Here is a 19,715-nt window from a genome sequence, read left to right as displayed (position 1 = left end):
AGCCAATCGGCTTGTGTCTCTTTTTGTGATTACACTTCCATAATAATCGGTAAGATCATTGGGCGGCGTCTTGTTTTTTCATAAAGGAAAGGTGCAAGAGTGTCAGTAATTTCGTTCTTAATTTCAGACCACTGAGTTGTCTTACGTTCCATTACTTTTTCAAGATGCTTTGAAATTAAATCCTGTGCATCGTTGATCAGGTCTCCAGATTCTCTCATGTAGACAAAACCTCTTGAGATCAAATCAGGTCCAGCAGAGATTTTAAATTCTTTCATGTCCATGCTGACGACTACAATGACAAGACCCTCTTCAGAAAGAATGCGGCGGTCTCTTAAGACGATGTTTCCGATATCGCCAATACCACTTCCGTCGATATACACGTTGCCTGATGGAATTTTGCCAGCGACACTTGCTTCGTCGCCTTTCAGTGCAAGAACTTCACCGTTATCCATGATAAAGCAGTTTTCCTCAGGGATGCCGCAATCATTCGCAAGCTTGATATGCGTTTTTTGCATGCGGTATTCACCGTGAATCGGCATAAAGAATTTTGGTTTAATTAAACGGAGCATGAGTTTTTGTTCTTCTTGTCCGCCGTGACCAGATGTATGAATATTATTAAGCGAGCCATGAATGACCTCAGCGCCGGCACGATAAAGCTGGTTAATGGTGCGGCTTACGCTAATATTGTTACCTGGAATCGGTGAAGATGAGAAGACAACAGTGTCTCCAGGGTTAATGGAAATCTGGCGGTGAGTACCGTTCGCAATACGAGAAAGAGCTGCCATCGGTTCACCCTGGCTCCCAGTACAAAGAATGGTTACTTTGTTTGCTGGAAGGCGGTTGATTTCATTATGTTCAATAAACGTGTTTTTTGGACATTTAATATAGCCAAGATCTTGTCCAATATCAATAGCAGACTCCATACTGCGTCCAAATACAGCGACTTTTCTGCCGTTGGCAACAGCAGACTCAATCACTTGCTGAAGTCTGTGAATGTTTGAAGCAAACGTGGCAAAAATGATACGTCCATCGACTTTTCTAAAGATGTCATCAATGCTTTCACCTACGCGTCTTTCAGACATCGTAAATTCTGGGATCTCACTGTTTGTACTATCAGATAAAAGACAAAGAACGCCTTCTTTTCCGATTTCAGCCATTTTGGTTAAATTGGCAGGTTCGCCAACAGGAGTAAAGTCAAACTTGAAATCACCTGTATGTACGATGTTACCAGGAGGTGTCTTGACGACAATTCCATAAGAATCTGGAATACTGTGTGTCGTTCTAAAGAAAGACACAGCTGTTTTTCTAAATTTAATGGTATCTTCTTCTTCAAAAATGTGAAGTTTTGTTTGTCTCAAGAGACCATGCTCTTCCAATTTATTACGAAGTAGGCCGATTGCGAGTTTGCCGCCGTAAACTGGAATATTCACTTGCTTGAGAAGGTAAGGGATACCGCCAATGTGGTCTTCATGTCCGTGAGTGATGAAAAGACCTTTGATTTTATCTTCGTTTTTAACTAAGTACGTATAGTCAGGGATGACGTAGTCAATTCCAAGAAGCTCATCCTCAGGAAACTTAATACCTGCATCAATTAAAATGATTTCATCTTGAAATTGAACGCCATACGTGTTTTTACCGATCTCGCCTAAACCGCCGAGCGCAAAAACCGCCGCCTGATCGTTTTTAACAAATTTCATTCCTCTCATAGCTCCAATACTTTAAAATTTTCACTTTCTCGTTCATAGTCTAAAAAAGCACCGTCTACAGGCTGAATGAATTCAATGTTGTAGTTATGTTTTTTCAACTTATCGCGTACGTCTCTTTCAGAAACCGCTTCAACGTATAGTGAATCTGTGTGTTCTCTTACAGGTACCTCAGTAGTACTTGCCTGAAAAAATACCTTATATATCATCCAAATCTCTCCTTAAATACCGTATGTTACACTCGCTTATTCTATTATATTAAAAAAACGCGCATAAGAAAAGTCTCTGAGAAAAAAGGACCTTCGGCAAATGTGCGGAAGATCCCTTTAAGCAATCGATTTTTTACGAAGCATGTCCTTCCATTGTCTTCGGATTTTCTTGCGCAGACGACGAAGCATCATATGCCGCCTCCTTTCGGTTTGAAGTAAGCTAAAACAGCGTTTCCGGTCTCTCTATATACTTGTATTATATGATGTTTCTAATGAATGTTACATGGATATATGTGGGAAATAGGTGTTTTCATAAGGAATTGGTTTCGAAAGCGGAAATCTTTCTGTATGATGAAAAGGAGTGTGTATACATAACAAAGGGCAGGAGGGCGAGATATGAATAAAAAAGTCATCTTCTTTGATATCGACGGTACTTTATATGACCATGATAAAAAAATACCTGAGTCAACGAAGCAAGCAGTTCATTTATTAAAAGAAAAAGGCCATCACCTCTTTATTGCATCTGGGCGTTCTCCTTTTCTGATTCGGCCCATATTAGAAGAATTAGGGCTTGACTCATTCATTGCTTATAACGGTCAGTATGTCATGTATGAGGGAGACGTTATTTACGGCAATCCGCTGAAGCAGGAGCTGATGGAGCGGATTTATGAGACAGCGGATCGTCATGATCATCCGCTTGTTTTTATGGGAGAAGAAACGATGAAGGCGTCTGTGCCGAATCATCCGTTTATCCATGAAGGAATCGGTACTTTAAAAACAGAACATCCTGAGCATGATTTGTCTTTCTTTAAAGAAAACGACATTTTTCAAATGCTTTTATTTTGTAAGGCAGAAGAGGAAGTGCAGTATAAGGCATTCCGCGAAGAGATTGATCTTGTCAGATGGCATGAGCTGTCAACAGACGTTCTGCCAAAAGGCGGATCAAAAGCTGAAGGGATTAAACGTGTCATCGAAAGACTTCCTTACGATCAAAAGGACACCATTGCCTTTGGAGACGGACTGAACGACAGAGAAATGATTTCGTTTGCTGGAACAGGCGTTGCGATGGGAAATGCTGTGAGTGAACTGAAAGATTTGGCCGATTTTGTGACAAAGCCAGTAGATGAGGACGGAATATTCCATGCAGTGACCCATCTTGGCCTCATTGAAGAATAAAAAAAGAAGACCCTTAGATCGCCGGGTCTTCTTTTTATATTATGATCTGCCGATTGCAACAGAGTTTTCTGGTTCAGCGAATGGCTGATCCTTTTGAATATGATCATAAAACATAATGCCATTTAAATGGTCAATTTCGTGCTGAAAGACAATGGCGGGGAACCCTTTTAGGCGGATATCAATGTCCTCTCCTTCAAGAGTTGTCGCCTTGACCCTGATTTTTTGATATCGAGGAACAAATCCAGGGATAGCTTCATCAACAGATAAGCAGCCTTCACCAGTCGCTAAATAAGCTCTTTTGACTGAATGACTGACAATACGCGGGTTGAACAGAGCATAGCTGTATTCTTCTCCGTCTTCATCTTCGCAGTGAACAGCGATCATCCGTTTACTAATATTGATTTGCGGAGCTGCCAATCCAACGCCGGGTCTTAGTCCATATTTTTCAGCAATGTCAGCATCCTGACTGTTTTTAACGAATTCGATCATGTCAGCTAATTGCTGTTTTTCCTCTTCTGTCGGCGGGAGCTCGACCGCTTCAGCTGTTTGTCTTAAGACGGGGTGTCCGTCCCTTACGATATCATCCATGGTAATCACAAAACTTCACTCCTATTTCCTTTGTATGTAAAGTATATAAAATGATACACAACATATGCAATGAAATAAAGAAGACCGGTCCTATGAGACCGGTCAGAGGCTTAAGCCGCCTTAGCAGCAGCCACCGCCGCCTAAGAATGCTGCACCAACGATGATTAATAGGATGAAAAGCACAACGATTAAAGCGAATGTACGTCCGCCACCGTATCCGCATCCGTATCCACCGCCATAACTTGGGTAACAACAGCCGCCGCCGTATCCATACCCGTAACCGCCGTATCCACCGTATCCACCATACATACTTCCATGACTATAATTAGACATACTTTTGACCTCCTTTGGAAATACACTCGGCCTCTCATAAGTGAAGGCGAAGCGTGTAATATAAACTATGTATGAATGCACTATTTGTATAGTCATGCGCCTATGGCTTGAAAAAAATCTTCTCCGTCTCATCTGACTGACCTCTTTCCTTGTCACAAACGCCTATAAAAATTATAGTGGTATGTGGAGATGTAAAGGGGGACCTTGTGATGAAACAGATGAAAAGAAGCATGAAAGCAGGTGCTGCTTTAGCGGGGATATGTACCCTTTTGCTGGCAGGATGCGGAGGTCAAAGTCCGTTCAATGATATGCAGGATGCGATGACGAAAATGAGTGAAAAAGAAGCATCTTTCGAAAAAGAGCAAGGTACACTGCAAAGCTATGAGAAAAAAGAGCAGAAGCTGTATACAAAAATGATTCAAACAACAAAGGACCATACAAAAACAGTGTCAAGTCTTTCTGATCAGGCGTTAGCATCAGCAGCGAAACGAGAAGAACATTTAAAAACAGAAAAAGACAGCATGGATCAATCGAAAAAAGAATTGAAAACGGTAAAAGAATCTGCCGGGCGATTGAAGGATGCGGAGTTAAAAGAGAAAGCCGATCAAACGGTCAAATCGATTGAGAAACGATATGCGTCATATGATCAGCTTTACAAGGAGTATCAAAAGGCGCTGAAACAAGATCAGCATTTGTATCAATCTTTAAAGAAAAAGGATTTAGGATATAAAGAGCTGAAGTCTAAGCTGAAGGCCGTGAATCGTTCATATAGTAAAGTCAGAAAAGAAAGTAAGAAGTTCAATCAATATACAGACCAATTGAATGAGTATAAACAGGCTTTGTATAAAGCGGCAGATCAAGAGTCAAAAAAGAGCTGAAAAACAGCTCTTTTTTTATTTTTCGACAAAAACAAACATTTTCTATTGTAGTACAGCAGTACACTCTATACTAGTACAGTTCGGGTTGTTTGTTAAACAGATTGATACAGTTCGCCATAAAAAGTAAAGCGAATACATTTATTTAAATAAAGCCGTTAAATCAATTGACGGACTATTTTTCTTGTTGTAAACTATTCCTTGTTAACAGAAGTTGTATTAGTTTTTTGTGAACTATCGTTAATACAGTTAGAAGGACTCAAAAACGAGTGGTCAACCAATGTTTCGACAACGATCTTAGTGGCTATTATATACAGGAGTCATATGAGTATTTTGGGTTATCCTATATCTGTATGTATAAATGGATTCACGACAAATGGACTGTTAAAAGAAAGGAAGAGGTGACTTTAGAATGGCTGCAAAAACAAAAAAAGCAATTGTTGATAGCAAAAAGCAATTTGATGCCATCAAAAAGCAGTTTGAAACGTTTCAAATTTTAAACGAAAAAGGCGAAGTCGTAAACGAAGCGGCAATGCCGGATCTTTCAGATGACCAATTAAAAGAATTAATGCGCCGTATGGTGTTTACACGTGTATTAGATCAACGTTCAATTTCATTGAACCGTCAAGGACGTCTTGGCTTCTATGCGCCAACAGCTGGACAAGAGGCTTCTCAGCTTGCAACTCACTTTGCACTTGAGAAAGAAGATTTCATTCTTCCAGGATATCGTGATGTACCACAATTAATTTGGCATGGTCTTCCGCTAACAAAAGCATTCTTGTTCTCTCGCGGACACTTTGTTGGTAACCAAATGCCTGAAGATGTGAATGCACTTTCACCGCAAATCATTATTGGTGCACAAATCATTCAAGCTGCTGGTGTAGCTCTTGGTTTGAAAAAGCGCGGTAAAAAAGCTGTTGCAATCACTTACACTGGTGACGGTGGTGCTTCACAAGGTGATTTCTACGAAGGTATTAACTTTGCAGGGGCTTACAAAGCGCCAGCGATTTTTGTTGTCCAAAACAACAGATATGCGATCTCTACACCTGTTGAAAAGCAGTCTGCTGCACAAACAATTGCACAAAAAGCAGCTGCAGCTGGTATCGTAGGCGTACAAGTTGACGGTATGGATGCATTAGCTGTTTATGCAGCAACTGCTGAAGCTCGTGAGCGCGCTGTAAATGGTGAAGGTCCAACATTAATCGAAACTCTTACATTCCGTTACGGCCCACATACAATGGCTGGTGACGATCCAACAAGATATCGTACAAAAGAAGATGAAAACGAGTGGGAGCAAAAAGATCCATTGGTACGCTACCGCAAATTCTTGGAAAACAAAGGCCTATGGTCTGAAGAAGAAGAGAATAAAGTCATCGAAGATGCAAAAGAACAAATCAAACAAGCAATCAAAGAAGCTGACGAACAGCCTAAGCAAAAAGTCACTGACTTGATTGAAAACATGTACGATGTGAAACCATTCAACTTAGTTGAACAGCTTGAAATTTACAAACAGAAGGAGTCGAAGTAAGCCATGGCGCAAATGACAATGATTCAAGCGATCACTGATGCGTTACGCACAGAACTGAAAAATGACGAAAACGTTCTCGTTTTCGGAGAAGACGTTGGTAAAAACGGCGGCGTATTCCGTGCGACTGAAGGATTGCAAAAAGAGTTTGGTGAGGATCGTGTATTCGATACTCCACTTGCTGAATCTGGTATTGGCGGTCTTGCTATTGGCCTTGGACTACAAGAATTCCGCCCAGTAATGGAAATTCAATTCTTCGGATTCGTTTACGAAGTGTTAGATTCTGTTTCTGGACAAATGGCTCGTATGCGTTACCGTTCTGGCGGACGCTGGCATTCTCCAGTGACAATCCGTTCTCCATTCGGTGGGGGAGTTCATACACCTGAGCTTCACGCTGACAGCTTAGAAGGTCTTATCGCACAACAGCCTGGTATCAAGGTTGTCATTCCTTCAACACCTTACGATGCAAAAGGACTTTTAATTTCTGCAATTCGTGACAACGATCCTGTAGTATTCCTTGAGCATATGAAACTTTATCGTTCTTTCCGTCAGGAAGTTCCTGAAGAAGAGTACACAATTGAAATCGGTAAAGCTGACGTGAAACGTGAAGGTTCTGACCTTTCAATCATCACTTATGGTGCAATGGTTCACGAATCACTAAAAGCTGCTGAAGAGCTAGAAAAAGAAGGCGTTTCTGCTGAAGTTATCGACCTTCGCACAGTAAGCCCGCTTGATATTGAAACAATCATCGCTTCTGTTGAAAAAACAGGCCGTGCGATCGTTGTTCAAGAAGCACAAAAACAAGCTGGTATTGCTGCAAACGTAGTAGCTGAAATCAATGACAGAGCGATCCTTAGCTTGGAAGCACCAGTACTTCGTGTAGCTGCACCTGATACTGTATTTGCTTTCTCTCAAGCTGAGAGCGTATGGCTTCCAAACCATAAAGACGTACTTGAAACAGCGAAGAAAGTTCTTGAATTTTAATTAAATGACAGAGGGGAAAAGAATTTATTTCTCTTCCCCTTTATCAATTACATGACCGTGTAAATATACACAACAAGGGTTCAACAAAATCTAGGAGGCGAAAAACAGTGGCATTTGAATTTAAACTTCCGGACATCGGAGAAGGTATCCACGAAGGTGAGATCGTTAAGTGGTTTGTTAAACCAAACGACGAAATCAATGAAGATGACGTTTTAGCAGAGGTACAAAATGATAAAGCAGTTGTAGAAATTCCTTCACCTGTTAAAGGAAAAGTATTAGAATTAAAAGTTGAAGAGGGAACAGTTGCAACTGTAGGACAAACAATCATTACGTTTGATGCACCTGGTTACGAAAATCTTCAATTTAAAGGCAGCGAAGAAGAAGGCGAAGCAAAAACTGAAGCTCAAGTACAAGGTACTGCTGAAGCTGGTAACGAACCAGAGAAGAAAGAAGTAGCACAAGAAGAAGCGGCAGCAGCAACTGGTGCAGGCGCACAAGAGCAAGTAGATGCTGATCCAAACAAACGCGTTATCGCTATGCCATCTGTACGTAAATATGCTCGTGAAAAAGGCATTGAAATTTACAAAGTTGCAGGTTCTGGTAAAAACGGACGTGTGTTAAAAGAAGATATCGACAGCTTCGTTAATGGTGGTTCTGCAGCTCAAGAAGCAGCACCTCAAGCAGCTGAAAGTGTGAAAGAAGAAGCAGCTCCTAAAGCGGCAGCAGCTCCAGTTCTTGAAGGAGAATTCCCAGAAACTCGCGAGAAAATGAGCGGAATCCGCAAAGCAATCGCGAAAGCAATGGTGAACTCTAAGCATACAGCTCCTCACGTAACATTAATGGATGAAGTTGATGTAACAAACCTTGTTGCACATCGTAAACAATTCAAACAAGTTGCAGCTGATCAAGGAATCAAGTTAACTTACTTGCCTTACGTTGTAAAAGCTCTAACTTCTGCTTTGAAAAAGTACCCAGTACTTAACACTTCTATCGATGATAAAACAGATGAAGTTGTTCAAAAGCATTACTACAACATCGGAATTGCAGCTGACACTGAAAAAGGCTTGCTAGTTCCAGTTGTGAAAAATGCAGATCGCAAAGCGATTTTCGAAGTTTCTAACGAAATCAATGAGCTTGCAACAAAAGCACGTGATGGTAAATTGGCTCCAGCTGAAATGAAAGGTGCATCTTGCACAATCACAAACATCGGTTCTGCTGGTGGACAATGGTTTACTCCAGTCATCAACCACCCAGAAGTAGCGATCCTTGGTATTGGCCGTATCGCTGAAAAAGCGATTGTTCGTGATGGCGAAATCGTTGCAGCTCCAGTCTTAGCTCTTTCCCTAAGCTTTGACCACCGTATGATTGACGGAGCTACTGCGCAAAATGCCCTTAACCACATCAAGCGTTTATTGAATGATCCACAATTAATTTTAATGGAGGCGTAATGTCATGGTAGTAGGAGATTTCCCAATCGAAACAGATACTCTTGTCATCGGTGCAGGTCCTGGTGGATATGTAGCTGCTATTCGTGCTGCACAGCTTGGACAAAAAGTAACAATCGTTGAAAAAGGAACACTTGGCGGTGTATGTCTAAACGTTGGCTGTATTCCTTCAAAAGCATTAATCAATGCTGGCCATCGTTTCGAAAATGCTAAGCATTCTGAAGACATGGGTATCAAAGCTGAAAACGTAACAGTTGATTTCACAAAAGTTCAAGAGTGGAAAGCTTCTGTTGTAAACAAATTAACAGGTGGAGTTCAAGGTCTTCTTAAAGGGAATAAAGTGGACATCGTTAAAGGTGAAGCTTATTTCGTAGACAGCAACTCTGTACGTGTAATGGATGAAAATTCAGCACAGACTTACACTTTCAAAAATGCAATTCTTGCAACTGGATCTCGTCCAATTGAATTGCCTACTTTTAAATACACAGACCGCGTGATCAACTCAACTGGTGCTTTAGCGCTTAAAGAAGTACCTAAAAAATTAGTTGTCATCGGTGGTGGATACATCGGTACTGAGCTTGGTACTGCTTATGCAAACTTTGGAACAGAAGTTGTAATCCTTGAAGGTGGAGACGAAATCCTTCCAGGTTTCGAAAAGCAAATGAGCTCATTGGTTAAACGTAATCTGAAGAAAAAAGGAAACGTTGAAATCCATACAAACGCACTTGCAAAAGGCGTTGAAGAAAAATCTGATGGTGTCACTGTTACGTTCGAAGTAAAAGGCGAAGAAAAAACAGTTGATGCTGATTACGTACTTGTGACTGTTGGTCGTCGTCCAAACACGGATGAGCTTGGTCTTGAGCAAGTTGGTGTTGAATTGACTGACCGCGGAGTTGTCAAAACAGACAAACAATGCCGTACAAGCGTATCTAACATCTATGCAATTGGTGACATCGTTGATGGACCACCACTTGCTCACAAAGCTTCTTACGAAGGTAAAATTGCAGCTGAAGCAATCGCTGGAGAGCCAGCTGAAATTGATTACCTTGGTATTCCTGCTGTTGTATTCTCTGAGCCAGAACTTGCAACTGTTGGATACACTGAAGCAGAAGCAAAAGCAGAAGGAATCGAAATCGTTGCAGCGAAATTCCCATTCGCAGCGAACGGACGTGCACTTTCTCTTGATGCAACTGATGGCTTCATGAAAATGATCACTCGTAAAGAGGATGGTCTAGTTATCGGTGCACAAATCGCAGGTGTTGGCGCTTCTGATATGATTTCAGAGCTTAGCCTTGCAATTGAAGCTGGAGTGACTGCTGAAGATATCGCAATGACAATCCACGCTCACCCAACATTAGGTGAAATTACAATGGAAACGGCTGAAGTAGCAATTGGAAGCCCAATCCACATCGTAAAATAATGAACCTATGAAACCCTCTCCTTGATGGAGAGGGTTTTTTTGGCGCCCTGAACACCATATGAAAAACCCCTCATGAGGTGAGGGGTTTTTTCATATGGTTATATATAAGTGCAAGGTAAATATCATTAGTTTGTATTGACGCGGTCCAAAGCATGGCATAAGGGCGATAAGATCTCCTGTTTACTGCGGACATTTCCTTCAACCTTCACGATGACTTTTTCATCATTGACAAGTAAAATAGCCGGAAGTTCATCAACTTCATTTTTCCAGCCTTTACGATCTTCTTTCACAATCATTTTTGACATTTCCTTAGGGTATTCATTTTTTAAATCGAGGACTGCATCATAATAAGGGCTTTCTTTATCAAGATTTTCTGCATCAGTAAAAAAGAGAATTCTCGGTTTTTGAATATGACGGACTTGGTCGGTCTGATTCGGTATGATATACGCAAATGAGCATGAACTAAGTACAAAGAGCATGGGGAATATAATGAGAAGTGTCCTCATAAAATTCAATCTATTCACCTCAAAATCATTTGGGGTTGTCCCAACATTTTTAGGAGCTTGTTCCCTGTTAGTCACTCTAGTGTATCATGTCCCTTTTGACAATTTTCGATTGTTACTCAATTGTTACAGAATTGATATGAAGAAAAATACAATTGAAACGTTCCCTCAATATGATGAGAAAAAAGCACATATTTATAAAAAATGATTAAATGTGTCATACAATTAACCGTTGACAACTTAAATATGACATCATATTATAGAGATATGAAATAGATCAAACGCTTACAAACTATGAATGAGAAAAGGGGAATGTACGTGGGTACAATTATTTGTCAAGATTGCAATGAAACCATTGATCAATTTGAAAATGAAAAAGTGACAACGTTATACGGAACATGCGGTCACTGTCATTGCTGTGATGAAGCCTCTGAATAAATAAAAAAGCATGCAGCTCCATTTGGGGCTGCATGTTTCTTTTTTATAAAATTGGTTTTTGTTCCTTAATCACACGAATCATTTCGAGCGTTGAATCTTCAGGCCCTTGGACAGGGAGACCAATTTCAATGTTTTTAAAGATATACGAAACATTTTCTTCTGTGATAATTTCACCTGGTATAAAAATCGGAATACCTGGCGGGTACACCATGACAAACTCTGCGATGATGCGGCCGGCTGCTTCCTTAAACGGAACGACTTCTGTTGTGGCATAAAAGGCGTCACGCGGTGTCATAGCAAGCGATGGGATCTCAGGCAGCAGCACTTCCGTTACCGCTTGTTTGCCGCTCTCACATGTAGAGGCTGCGGCAATTTCCTGCATTGCTGTCACGAGCGTATCAATCGTTTCATCTGAATCGCCAGGGGTGACGATACATAAAATGTTGTACAGGTCAGAGAGTTCTACTTCAATTCGGTAACTTTCTCTCAGCCACTTTTCGACATCATGTCCATTTAACCCAAGGTCTTTAATGGAAATAATTAATTTCGTTGGGTCATAATCGTAAGTAGAAGCTGAACCGAGTACTTCCTTGCCAATGCAGCTAATCCCGTCAATTTGATTCAATCGGTCTCTCGCTGATTCAGCCAAACGAATGGCTTCTTCTGCAAGTGCCTTTCCTTCAGTGGCTAATCGCTTTCTAGCGACATCAAGTGACGCTAAAAGTAAATAAGAAGTGGACGTTGTCGTCAGCATACTCAAGATCGACTGCACGCGGTCTTTTGAAACAAGTCCTTCCTTCATATTTAAAATAGAGCTCTGCGTAAGAGAGCCGCCGAGTTTATGGACACTTGTTGCTGCCATGTCGGCACCTGCCTGCATCGCAGAGAGGGGAAGTTTATCGTGAAAATGTATATGCACACCGTGTGCTTCATCGACAAGGACAGGCACATCAAATGAATGGGCAATGTCTACGATTGATTTTAAGTCTGCTGAAATACCAAAATACGTTGGATTAATGACAAGCAAACCTTTCGCATCTGGATGCTCAGTGAGCGCCTTTTTGGCTGATTCAGGTGTAATACCGTGAGAGATGCCAAGCTCTTTGTCTATTTCTGGGTGAATAAAAACAGGAACTGCACCAGAAAATACAATCGCGGACATAATCGATTTATGGACATTACGCGGAACGATGATTTTATCCCCGGGCCCGCATACCGTCATCACCATGGTCATGATGGCGCCGCTTGTTCCTTGAATGGAGAAAAACGTATGATCAGCACCGAAGGCTTCAGCAGCAAGCTCCTGTGCTTCTTTTATCATCCCTTTAGGTGAATGTAAATCATCGAGAGGTTCTATATTAATGAGGTCAATGCTTAAAGCATTGTCGCCAATGAATGCTCTAAATTCAGGATCCATTCCGGCTCCTTTTTTATGGCCTGGAATGTGAAATTGGACTGGATTGGCTGCTGCGTGTTTTTTTAGTCCAGTGTATAAGGGTGTATCATGTTGTGACAATTGCTTTCCCACCTTCATCGAAATACCTGCTATTATTGTGCCAATAACAGCAGATTTCATTGCATAAAACAAAAGAATTATATTATGAACTGATCGGAATGTAAAGCATAAAATCAATCGGTTTCTGATCAAACAGATGCTATAATAAAAGTTCAAATCAGAAATGAGTATTAAAGTGAGGGACAAGTAAATGGAATATCAATATCCAATGGATGTCGACTGGACGACAGAGGAAAAGATTGCGGTCATTTCATTTTTTCAGGCTGTTGAAAAAGCCTATGAAAAAGGAATTGCGAAGCAGGAGTTACTAGATGCTTATAAACGATTTAAAGAGGTTGTGCCATCAAAAGCAGAGGAAAAAACGCATTGTGCGGCATTTGAAAAGGGAAGCGGGTATTCCCCTTATCGTGCAGTGAAAACCGCAAGAGAGGCAGAAGAGACAGCTATTATACGTATGTAAAAAACGAGCCTATAAGGGCTCGTTTCAGCATATAGACAAACCCTCGCATTCGGTGTCAGGTCTGCGTGCCGGTGCTCACGAATGTCAAATTCGCTCCGCGCCGGTACTCGTCCTTCCTAGACTTCAAAGGTTTTCTATCACGCTGAAAAAGAAGACAAAGGGCTAAAATCAAAATCATTTTAGCCCTTTGTCAACAATTGAAACGAGCCTATAAAGGCTCGTTTTTTATACTGATTCTTTCTGTGTGAAGCGGTATAGATACGTCAGCGTACGGAAGGCATTTTCAATTTTTGATAGAAATTCTTCATTATTCATTTGAACGACTTCCTCTCTAGGAAGCTGAATGCCGCAAAGAAGCTCGGCTTTCTTGACTGTTTGAACACGTTCAAACAGCGTTTTCAGCTGTTCGGAATCTAGTTCGCTGTGACGCATGACATCTGGTTTCATATGATCTTTAGACCAAACAAAATCTTGCGGTATTTTCTGCTGGATGGTGTCTAGCTCTTTTTCAAATAGCTGACCGTACTCACCTTTTACTGGAGATTCATAAATGAGCGCAAACCATACAAAGACATGTGTTTTCCAAAGTCCAATTTGAAAGTGAGGAAGTTTTTTATATCCTCGCTTACTGTTTGCAAAAGCAACCCACGTATCATTTGGCGGATTGACTGATCTTCTAGCATGCTTTGCGACGTGTACAAACATTTCGTCTCCTGTAATAGAAGAAAGAAGTGGTGCAAAATGTTCACCAAGTGCCTCAAGCTTTGGACGGACTCTTTCTTTTAATACAGTCATTCGTTCATCTAAACCATCAACTGTGAATGTCTCAAAATCTTCATCTCTAAAACGCATTTCACCCATGTTATGCCTCCTGTATCTTTTCGCTGATCATATTTTATCATAGCTTGGGTCAAGCTCAAAAAAAGATGCACCGTCAGATCAAAGATTGTAAAGGACGTGGTGCAGCGTTTAAAACCATTCATTTTGTGGTACATAATCAATAGGTAAAGACACAATTTTCAGAATGTCGTTGCGGTTATGCGATCGCTTCATACGATATAAGCAAGAACCATTTCTCTTATCGATTGAATTTTTTATCAATGAAAACTGACAAGGAATGAATCATTCTCTGGAAGGGGCGTTGACCAATGAAGCAAATCGTGAAGCAGGGGTATAGACAGGAGAAGAAGAATCGCATCGCTGTGTGGAGATTAGAGGTTGATTATGAGCTTTCTACGCTTCATGAAGCCATCGAACAAAAAGATGACATCCAAATTGAACGAAGCAAACGAAAGCTTGAGCGCCTAAGAAAAGAATGGGAGCAGCTTCAAGGGTAAAACAGGGTGAGGTAAAAACGAACCAATTCATCGGTTCGTTTTTGTATGAAGCTGCTTTTTTCTTGCTTTTACGTACATAATATCAGTATGCTATTACAAATAGGTTCTACATAGAAAAGAGGTTTACAATCTGATGACAAACTGGGTGGAAATTGACCGTCTTGCAAAGCTTTGGGTAAAAGAAGCGGGGAGCCGTATTAAAGCGTCCATGCAGGAAGGTCTATCAATTGAAACAAAATCAAATCCGAATGATCTTGTCACGAATATCGATAAGGAAACAGAACGTTTTTTTATTGAAAAAATACAATCGACATTTTCAGATCATCACATTTTAGGAGAAGAGGGACAAGGGGAAGAGGTAACCTCACTTGATGGGATTGTGTGGATCATTGATCCGATCGATGGCACAATGAACTTTGTCCATCAAAAACGCAATTTTGCCATTTCAATCGGGATATTTGAAAATGGTGTGGGGAAAATCGGTCTTATTTATGACGTCATTCATGACGAGCTCTACCATGCCATCAAAGGAGAAGGAGCTTATATGAACGATATCCTGCTCCCGCCATTAAAAGACGTGGAGATTGAAAAAGCCATTGTGGGTATTAATCCAACATGGGCGATTGAAAGTCCTTATTTTGATGCTAAACCGTTTGCTCGTCTTGTACGTGACGTGAGAGGGACACGAACGATTGGATCAGCTGCACTTGAGCTTGCTTATATTGCAAGCGGAAGAAGTGACGCATATGTCACGTTAAGGCTGGCGCCGTGGGATTATGCAGCGGGCTGCGTACTGCTTGATGAAGTAGGGGCTGTTTACTCAAACATCCACGGAGAACGTCTTACGTTCCTAGACAAAAACAGTATAGTGGCCGGAAATCGATCGATTTGCGAAAAAATCTTGCATGATTACATAAAAGGAAGCGGAAATAAAAAATAAACGAAATCACTTCATGAGAATGAAGTGATTTTTTGTTTTTCCTGAAACTTTTTGGTAAGGCGAATGTCTATACGAATGAGGCCTTAATTTCATGTAAAGGATTGTGTATCAATGTTTGATTTGTTTAGTGATTTATCGCTCCATTTTGAAAGGTATTTTATTTTAAACGAGTACAGTATCCACATCATTCAATGGTGTGTACTTGGACTATTTGTCCTTTTTATGACACTTCCCATATGGAAAGAAAAGAAGAGTGGTTATGTATTCTATGCTGGAATCGTATTAAGAGTTGTTCTGCTTGGAGGTATGACAGTTGAAATGATCCACCAAGTCTTAGCTAGACAGTATACGATCGAAACATTTGAAGTGCTGACAGATTTCATGCAATTTCTCATCTATGGGTATGTCTTGCTTGCATCACTGTACTATGTGATTACTCTTCCTTATTTAAAAAATAGAGGTATGTTTTTTGCTTTTGATTTATCTGTATTACTTCTGCCTTTATGTCAAACAGTGTTTATTGTGTTTGCTGAAAGCAAAAAGTTCTTTCTTAGCGGTGATACGGGGCTAGTATGGAGAGATATGATCACCATTTTGGTTATAGCTTGCTTTGCCGCTTTGCTGCTGCACCTTTTCTTTCGCTTGTTTTGGCACTGGAAGTGGAAGGAATTGCTTTTATTCTATAGTTTGATTTTTGCAGCCTTGCTTTATATATTTTATCCTTCTATTTCGAAGTATGAGCTTCAATCGACATTTAAATCGATTGTCATTTTAGTAGCAGCAGCAGGAAGCTTTATGACGATTTATTTGTTATCTGCTTTACTACGGAACAAGGTGAGATTAAGGCAGTGGGGCGCTGGTTGTATAGCTGTCTTTTTTCTGCTATTACTCAACCCGATTGTCAATATTCCTCATACCATGTTCCAATTCACCAAAACGGAACTGGTAGATACTTTTTCAGATGAATATCGCCCTTTATCAGCAATAAGTGCAAAAGCATTCGCTTCAAAATTTGTACCAGAGGATCAATCGCTTTATTTAAATGCTAGTCATCAGCCTATCCCTTATCATTACGTGTTTGCAGATGATCAGTATGAAGTGAATATTTCTGCGTTTACAGGTGAATTAAGCGAATATTCTTATCGAGGTCGTGTAGAGGGAAAGGAACTGACCGATAAAGAATATAGGAAAAAAACCATCGAATTTTTCGAAAGAAGCGGGCGGTCAATTGATCTACAGCGCATTCAATTAGCTGTAAAAAAAGAGGGCGGAGAGACGGACGTTCTTCTTCTGCCAAAAATGTCTCAGAATGAAGAGGACAGTTTAGCGTTTGCCACCTGGAAAAAAGGGACGCTTCGACAAGCGCGATACGTAAACGCCATCTTTCAATTAAAGGATATAGACGGAATCCATCTAACAGAAACGGAGATAAAAAACAGGATCAACAGTATTTATAAACATTTAAATATAGAGCCGCCAGCTTATCAAATCACAGGCATTGATGAATTTTATTTTGATTGGCAGCATGAAGTGAGGGTCACAACTAAAGATCACTCGGAGTTTCTGTTTAATGGCTCAACAAAAGAAGTTATCAGCTTTAAGCTGTCAAAAGCGATTCTTCAACAGAAAAAAGGGAACGTCAGCGATGAAGATTTGTTAAAGATCATAGGGAAAACGCCAAAAGACGTAAGGAAAGAAACAGGCACTAGTGAAAGTAAACAATATACATTTAAACACTCCTCTCAAGTCGTCAATCTGTTTAAAGGGGATGATGGAATTGAGTTGAGAGTGCAAGTTGCTTCTTCTATCCCGCACGCAGTATCTAATCAAGATCGTGAGGAAGTCTATCAGCAAGTACTTAAAAGGTATAAACCATATACGATCTATAAAAAACAAATAAAACCTGTGAGAATGATCGACAAAGAAGGAAACATCGACAATTCATGGCTTGTCATCATACAAACCTTCGGATCAAATGAGCATAAAATCTATGAAGTGAATGGGCGAACAAAAGAGGTGCATCGTTTTGACAGATAAAGAAAAACAAGCCATCTTTCAAGACTTATATGAACTGTATCAAGAAGGGGATCTAGGAGCCGAGGCAGCCAGCTGGATGAAGGCACACGAACAGCAATTTCAGCATGTGGCCTCGGGAAGAAAGCAGTCTTCAGCGCCGATGGAAAGCCATAATGACTATGACGAGTTAAAACGCATGAAAGGGTTTATTTATTCGTTATACTTCTTTTTTATCGTTTTATCGATTTGGATGACTGTGTGGTTTTATTTTTGATGTCCAGACCAGCTGATCAAATTGAAAAAATCTATGAAGATTATTTTCAGGAAATCACCAAATATTTATATCGCCGGACGGGAAATATGGAAACGGCCAAGGACCTTGCGCAGGACGTATTTATCAAGGCGCTGCATGGGTTGTCCTCCTTTAAGGGACATTCAAGTATAAAAACATGGCTTTATACCATTGCGTATCACACATTTGTAAATGATTATCGCCGAAAAATAAAATGGACTTTTACGAACGTAGAAGAAATGGATTTCTTAGAGCAGCAGTCGTTCACAACACCAGAAGATCACATCGAAACACAAGCTGACATCGAAAGGCTGTGGCATCATATTCATCAGCTGAAGGATTCATATCGGGAGGTCCTCATTTTAAGAGATATTCAAGAATTGTCATATGAAGAAGTAGCTGAAATTTTGAATTGGACTTTATCTAAAGTCAAAACAACCCTTCATCGAGCGAGATTAGAGCTGAAACGAATGCTACATTGTGAGGAGTTCAATAAATGAGCTGTTATTTGATTGAAGAATTGTTACCACTTTATATAGAGGGGGACACAAGTGCAGAAACAAATAAAATTGTTGCAGATCACATACAATCCTGCGAGAGCTGCCGTCACCTTTATCACGAAATGAAAGAGCCAATAATCCTTATCCAGACTCCTGATCTCGTACCGTATATAGATGAAAAGGAAGAAAAAAGAAAATTTGAAAAGCGCTACTATGGCAAGCTGCTATATCGAGCAAGTATCGCGTTTGGTATAGGATACGTCATGATGATCATTCTTTATTGGCTGAAATAAAAAACCCCCATCTGGATGAACCAGGTGGGGGTTTTTCTGAGCTTAGCTTAATTTTTCTTTCGCAATTTGAACTGCGTCATAGAACACTTTTAATTGTTCTTGAGGAATTTTCTTAAGCATTTGGTTGAAAACAAGTAATTCAGTAGAGCTGAATCCAAGACCTTTTGCGATTTTTGAATCAATCACAACGTTTCCTTTTTTGTCTAGAACAAGAGCATCACCAGCAAGATCAGCAATTCTGATCACTGATTTGAAAAGCTTTTCGAATTTAGCCGCTTCTTCTTTTGTAAGACCAAGTTCAACAGCTTTTTCTGCATCAAAAACCAATTTCCCTTTTTCGTTTTTAGTGAGGCTTTCACTGAAAACGATTGTAAGAACAGCTGCGCGATCTAAGAATTTCTCAGCAGTCGCCGCTTCTTCTTCAGTTAGTCCGAGCTCAACAGCTTTTTTCACATCAAATGTGTAGTTGTTGTCTTCCTCAACAAATGAATTGATGAGAATGTTGATGACACGCTCGTTTTTCTCCAATAATTCTTTAATGATTTGCTGCTGTTCAAAAGGAATTCCTTTGAAAGTTGCAGCGCTTGCTTGCCCAGGAGCTACTGTTGTGAAAGTAAGAATGATAGCTAAAGCGAAAAATACAACAGAGCTGAGCGATTTGCTCAAAAACTTCTTCATGCTTCTTTTCTCTCCCTTTTCTGTTAAATTTTGTTGCAAGAAAAGCATACCATGAGAAACTTTGTGGAAGAATAGGAAAATTGTAACTTTCTGTTTGATTTTGGAGAACTATAAAAGTTCTTGTCGAAAAATGGAGGGGTTCAGATTGCTTACTTTTGTCAACTCTTCAAGATATGTTCTGTCTGATGAAGGAGCTTTCATAGGTGATTTGTCTTGTTTTTAATCAAAATAAAAAGCCTTCTACATGTAGAATGTAAAAGGCTTTTAACTAATTTTATGATTGCACGTTTAATTTTCTTTTTAATGTAAATCCTGTACCCATGAAAATCATGGCGAACACGATACTTAAACATGTGCCCAGTATGTTTTTTTCTGCAAGAGATACCCCAATAAACGCCATACTGACAACTGCAAGTAATGCACATAATAATAGAAGCCATTTGATTTGTTTCATTTGTCTCCATCCCTTTTTTTAGAGTTAATA

The 19,715-nt window shown here is 40.2% G+C and carries 23 protein-coding genes; 14 read left to right on the top strand and 9 right to left on the bottom strand.

Annotated elements, in window-relative coordinates:
- Positions 1 to 29: 29 nt before the first annotated feature.
- Both rnjA and JVX94_RS07475 read right to left on the bottom strand, forming a co-directional pair.
- Positions 30 to 1,697, bottom strand: a complete 1,668-nt coding sequence (rnjA, locus tag JVX94_RS07480; RefSeq protein WP_012009818.1) for a ribonuclease J1 — start codon at positions 1,695 to 1,697, stop codon at positions 30 to 32.
- A gap of 5 nt (positions 1,698 to 1,702) precedes the next feature.
- Positions 1,703 to 1,912, bottom strand: coding sequence for a DNA-dependent RNA polymerase subunit epsilon (locus JVX94_RS07475; protein ID WP_008345114.1), 210 nt, complete (start codon positions 1,910 to 1,912; stop codon positions 1,703 to 1,705).
- Between the two features lie 396 nt (positions 1,913 to 2,308).
- On the opposite strand from JVX94_RS07475, the gene JVX94_RS07470 reads away from it, so the two are divergent.
- Positions 2,309 to 3,088, top strand: a complete 780-nt coding sequence (locus JVX94_RS07470; RefSeq protein WP_076839490.1) for a Cof-type HAD-IIB family hydrolase — start codon at positions 2,309 to 2,311, stop codon at positions 3,086 to 3,088.
- A 39-nt stretch (positions 3,089 to 3,127) separates the two neighbouring features.
- Here the strand turns inward: JVX94_RS07470 and def are convergent, their stop codons facing one another.
- Both def and JVX94_RS07460 read right to left on the bottom strand, forming a co-directional pair.
- Positions 3,128 to 3,685: a peptide deformylase gene (def, locus tag JVX94_RS07465; RefSeq protein ID WP_024424751.1), complete on the bottom strand. Its 558-nt coding sequence runs from the start codon at positions 3,683 to 3,685 to the stop codon at positions 3,128 to 3,130.
- A 111-nt stretch (positions 3,686 to 3,796) separates the two neighbouring features.
- Positions 3,797 to 3,985, bottom strand: a complete 189-nt coding sequence (locus JVX94_RS07460) for a YjcZ family sporulation protein (RefSeq protein ID WP_181286150.1) — start codon at positions 3,983 to 3,985, stop codon at positions 3,797 to 3,799.
- A 233-nt stretch (positions 3,986 to 4,218) separates the two neighbouring features.
- On the opposite strand from JVX94_RS07460, the gene JVX94_RS07455 reads away from it, so the two are divergent.
- The 5 genes from JVX94_RS07455 (at position 4,219) to lpdA (ending at position 10,258) form a co-directional block, all read left to right on the top strand.
- Positions 4,219 to 4,887: a YkyA family protein gene (locus tag JVX94_RS07455; protein ID WP_076839492.1), complete on the top strand. Its 669-nt coding sequence runs from the start codon at positions 4,219 to 4,221 to the stop codon at positions 4,885 to 4,887.
- 409 nt (positions 4,888 to 5,296) lie between these two features.
- The gene (gene pdhA, locus JVX94_RS07450) at positions 5,297 to 6,412 is read left to right on the top strand and encodes a pyruvate dehydrogenase (acetyl-transferring) E1 component subunit alpha (RefSeq protein ID WP_024424754.1); all 1,116 of its coding nucleotides are present in this window, start codon (positions 5,297 to 5,299) and stop codon (positions 6,410 to 6,412) included.
- Between the two features lie 3 nt (positions 6,413 to 6,415).
- Positions 6,416 to 7,393 (top strand): pyruvate dehydrogenase complex E1 component subunit beta, encoded by a 978-nt coding sequence (gene pdhB / locus JVX94_RS07445; protein ID WP_012009824.1) that lies wholly within the window; start codon positions 6,416 to 6,418, stop codon positions 7,391 to 7,393.
- A gap of 107 nt (positions 7,394 to 7,500) precedes the next feature.
- Complete coding sequence (locus JVX94_RS07440; RefSeq protein WP_076839494.1) at positions 7,501 to 8,841, top strand: dihydrolipoamide acetyltransferase family protein; 1,341 nt, start codon at positions 7,501 to 7,503, stop codon at positions 8,839 to 8,841.
- A gap of 4 nt (positions 8,842 to 8,845) precedes the next feature.
- The gene (gene lpdA, locus JVX94_RS07435; protein ID WP_039178233.1) at positions 8,846 to 10,258 is read left to right on the top strand and encodes a dihydrolipoyl dehydrogenase; all 1,413 of its coding nucleotides are present in this window, start codon (positions 8,846 to 8,848) and stop codon (positions 10,256 to 10,258) included.
- Positions 10,259 to 10,383: 125 nt separating this feature from the next.
- On the opposite strand, the gene JVX94_RS07430 is transcribed toward lpdA, so the two are convergent.
- On the bottom strand, positions 10,384 to 10,764 hold the full coding sequence (locus tag JVX94_RS07430; RefSeq protein WP_223250976.1) for a hypothetical protein: 381 nt from the start codon (positions 10,762 to 10,764) through the stop codon (positions 10,384 to 10,386).
- A gap of 315 nt (positions 10,765 to 11,079) precedes the next feature.
- Between JVX94_RS07430 and JVX94_RS07425 the strand changes: the two genes are divergently transcribed.
- Entirely contained in the window at positions 11,080 to 11,199 is a 120-nt protein-coding gene (locus JVX94_RS07425; protein ID WP_003212464.1) for a GapA-binding peptide SR1P, read from the top strand.
- A gap of 43 nt (positions 11,200 to 11,242) precedes the next feature.
- Here JVX94_RS07425 and JVX94_RS07420 read toward each other — a convergent pair whose 3' ends face one another.
- Positions 11,243 to 12,715 (bottom strand): aminotransferase class I/II-fold pyridoxal phosphate-dependent enzyme, encoded by a 1,473-nt coding sequence (locus JVX94_RS07420; protein WP_205185089.1) that lies wholly within the window; start codon positions 12,713 to 12,715, stop codon positions 11,243 to 11,245.
- 190 nt (positions 12,716 to 12,905) lie between these two features.
- Here JVX94_RS07420 and JVX94_RS07415 point away from each other — a divergent pair, with 190 nt between their 5' ends.
- A complete protein-coding gene (locus JVX94_RS07415; RefSeq protein WP_024424759.1) occupies positions 12,906 to 13,175 on the top strand; it encodes a UPF0223 family protein in 270 nt (89 codons plus the stop codon).
- Positions 13,176 to 13,400: 225 nt separating this feature from the next.
- Here JVX94_RS07415 and JVX94_RS07410 read toward each other — a convergent pair whose 3' ends face one another.
- Positions 13,401 to 14,036, bottom strand: a complete 636-nt coding sequence (locus JVX94_RS07410) for a DUF1054 domain-containing protein (protein WP_095408390.1) — start codon at positions 14,034 to 14,036, stop codon at positions 13,401 to 13,403.
- Positions 14,037 to 14,323: 287 nt separating this feature from the next.
- Between JVX94_RS07410 and JVX94_RS07405 the strand changes: the two genes are divergently transcribed.
- The 6 genes from JVX94_RS07405 (at position 14,324) to JVX94_RS07380 (ending at position 18,553) form a co-directional block, all read left to right on the top strand.
- Positions 14,324 to 14,512 (top strand): hypothetical protein, encoded by a 189-nt coding sequence (locus JVX94_RS07405; protein WP_024424761.1) that lies wholly within the window; start codon positions 14,324 to 14,326, stop codon positions 14,510 to 14,512.
- 133 nt (positions 14,513 to 14,645) lie between these two features.
- On the top strand, positions 14,646 to 15,452 hold the full coding sequence (locus JVX94_RS07400; RefSeq protein WP_024426895.1) for an inositol monophosphatase family protein: 807 nt from the start codon (positions 14,646 to 14,648) through the stop codon (positions 15,450 to 15,452).
- Positions 15,453 to 15,563: 111 nt separating this feature from the next.
- Entirely contained in the window at positions 15,564 to 17,489 is a 1,926-nt protein-coding gene (locus JVX94_RS07395) for a hypothetical protein (protein ID WP_205185087.1), read from the top strand.
- Positions 17,479 to 17,742 carry a hypothetical protein gene (locus JVX94_RS07390; protein ID WP_095408392.1) on the top strand — a complete coding sequence of 88 codons (264 nt, stop codon included), beginning with the start codon at positions 17,479 to 17,481 and terminating at the stop codon, positions 17,740 to 17,742. Before JVX94_RS07395 ends, JVX94_RS07390 begins: the two co-directional genes overlap by 11 nt.
- Positions 17,742 to 18,260 carry a sigma-70 family RNA polymerase sigma factor gene (locus JVX94_RS07385; protein ID WP_203129771.1) on the top strand — a complete coding sequence of 173 codons (519 nt, stop codon included), beginning with the start codon at positions 17,742 to 17,744 and terminating at the stop codon, positions 18,258 to 18,260. Before JVX94_RS07390 ends, JVX94_RS07385 begins: the two co-directional genes overlap by 1 nt.
- Positions 18,257 to 18,553 (top strand): anti-sigma factor family protein, encoded by a 297-nt coding sequence (locus tag JVX94_RS07380; RefSeq protein WP_087975489.1) that lies wholly within the window; start codon positions 18,257 to 18,259, stop codon positions 18,551 to 18,553. Before JVX94_RS07385 ends, JVX94_RS07380 begins: the two co-directional genes overlap by 4 nt.
- A 42-nt stretch (positions 18,554 to 18,595) precedes the next feature.
- On the opposite strand, the gene JVX94_RS07375 is transcribed toward JVX94_RS07380, so the two are convergent.
- Together JVX94_RS07375 and JVX94_RS07370 are read right to left on the bottom strand one after the other, a co-directional pair.
- A complete protein-coding gene (locus JVX94_RS07375; RefSeq protein ID WP_095408395.1) occupies positions 18,596 to 19,231 on the bottom strand; it encodes a hypothetical protein in 636 nt (211 codons plus the stop codon).
- A gap of 274 nt (positions 19,232 to 19,505) precedes the next feature.
- Positions 19,506 to 19,685, bottom strand: coding sequence for a DUF5325 family protein (locus JVX94_RS07370; RefSeq protein WP_142944707.1), 180 nt, complete (start codon positions 19,683 to 19,685; stop codon positions 19,506 to 19,508).
- Positions 19,686 to 19,715: the final 30 nt, after the last annotated feature.

The sequence above is a fragment of the Bacillus sp. PDNC022 genome, from assembly GCF_016919285.1.
GTDB lineage: Bacteria > Bacillota > Bacilli > Bacillales > Bacillaceae > Bacillus > Bacillus safensis.
The sequence above is the reverse complement of the archived record's forward strand: the minus strand, read 5'-3'. Positions and strand labels throughout refer to the sequence as shown.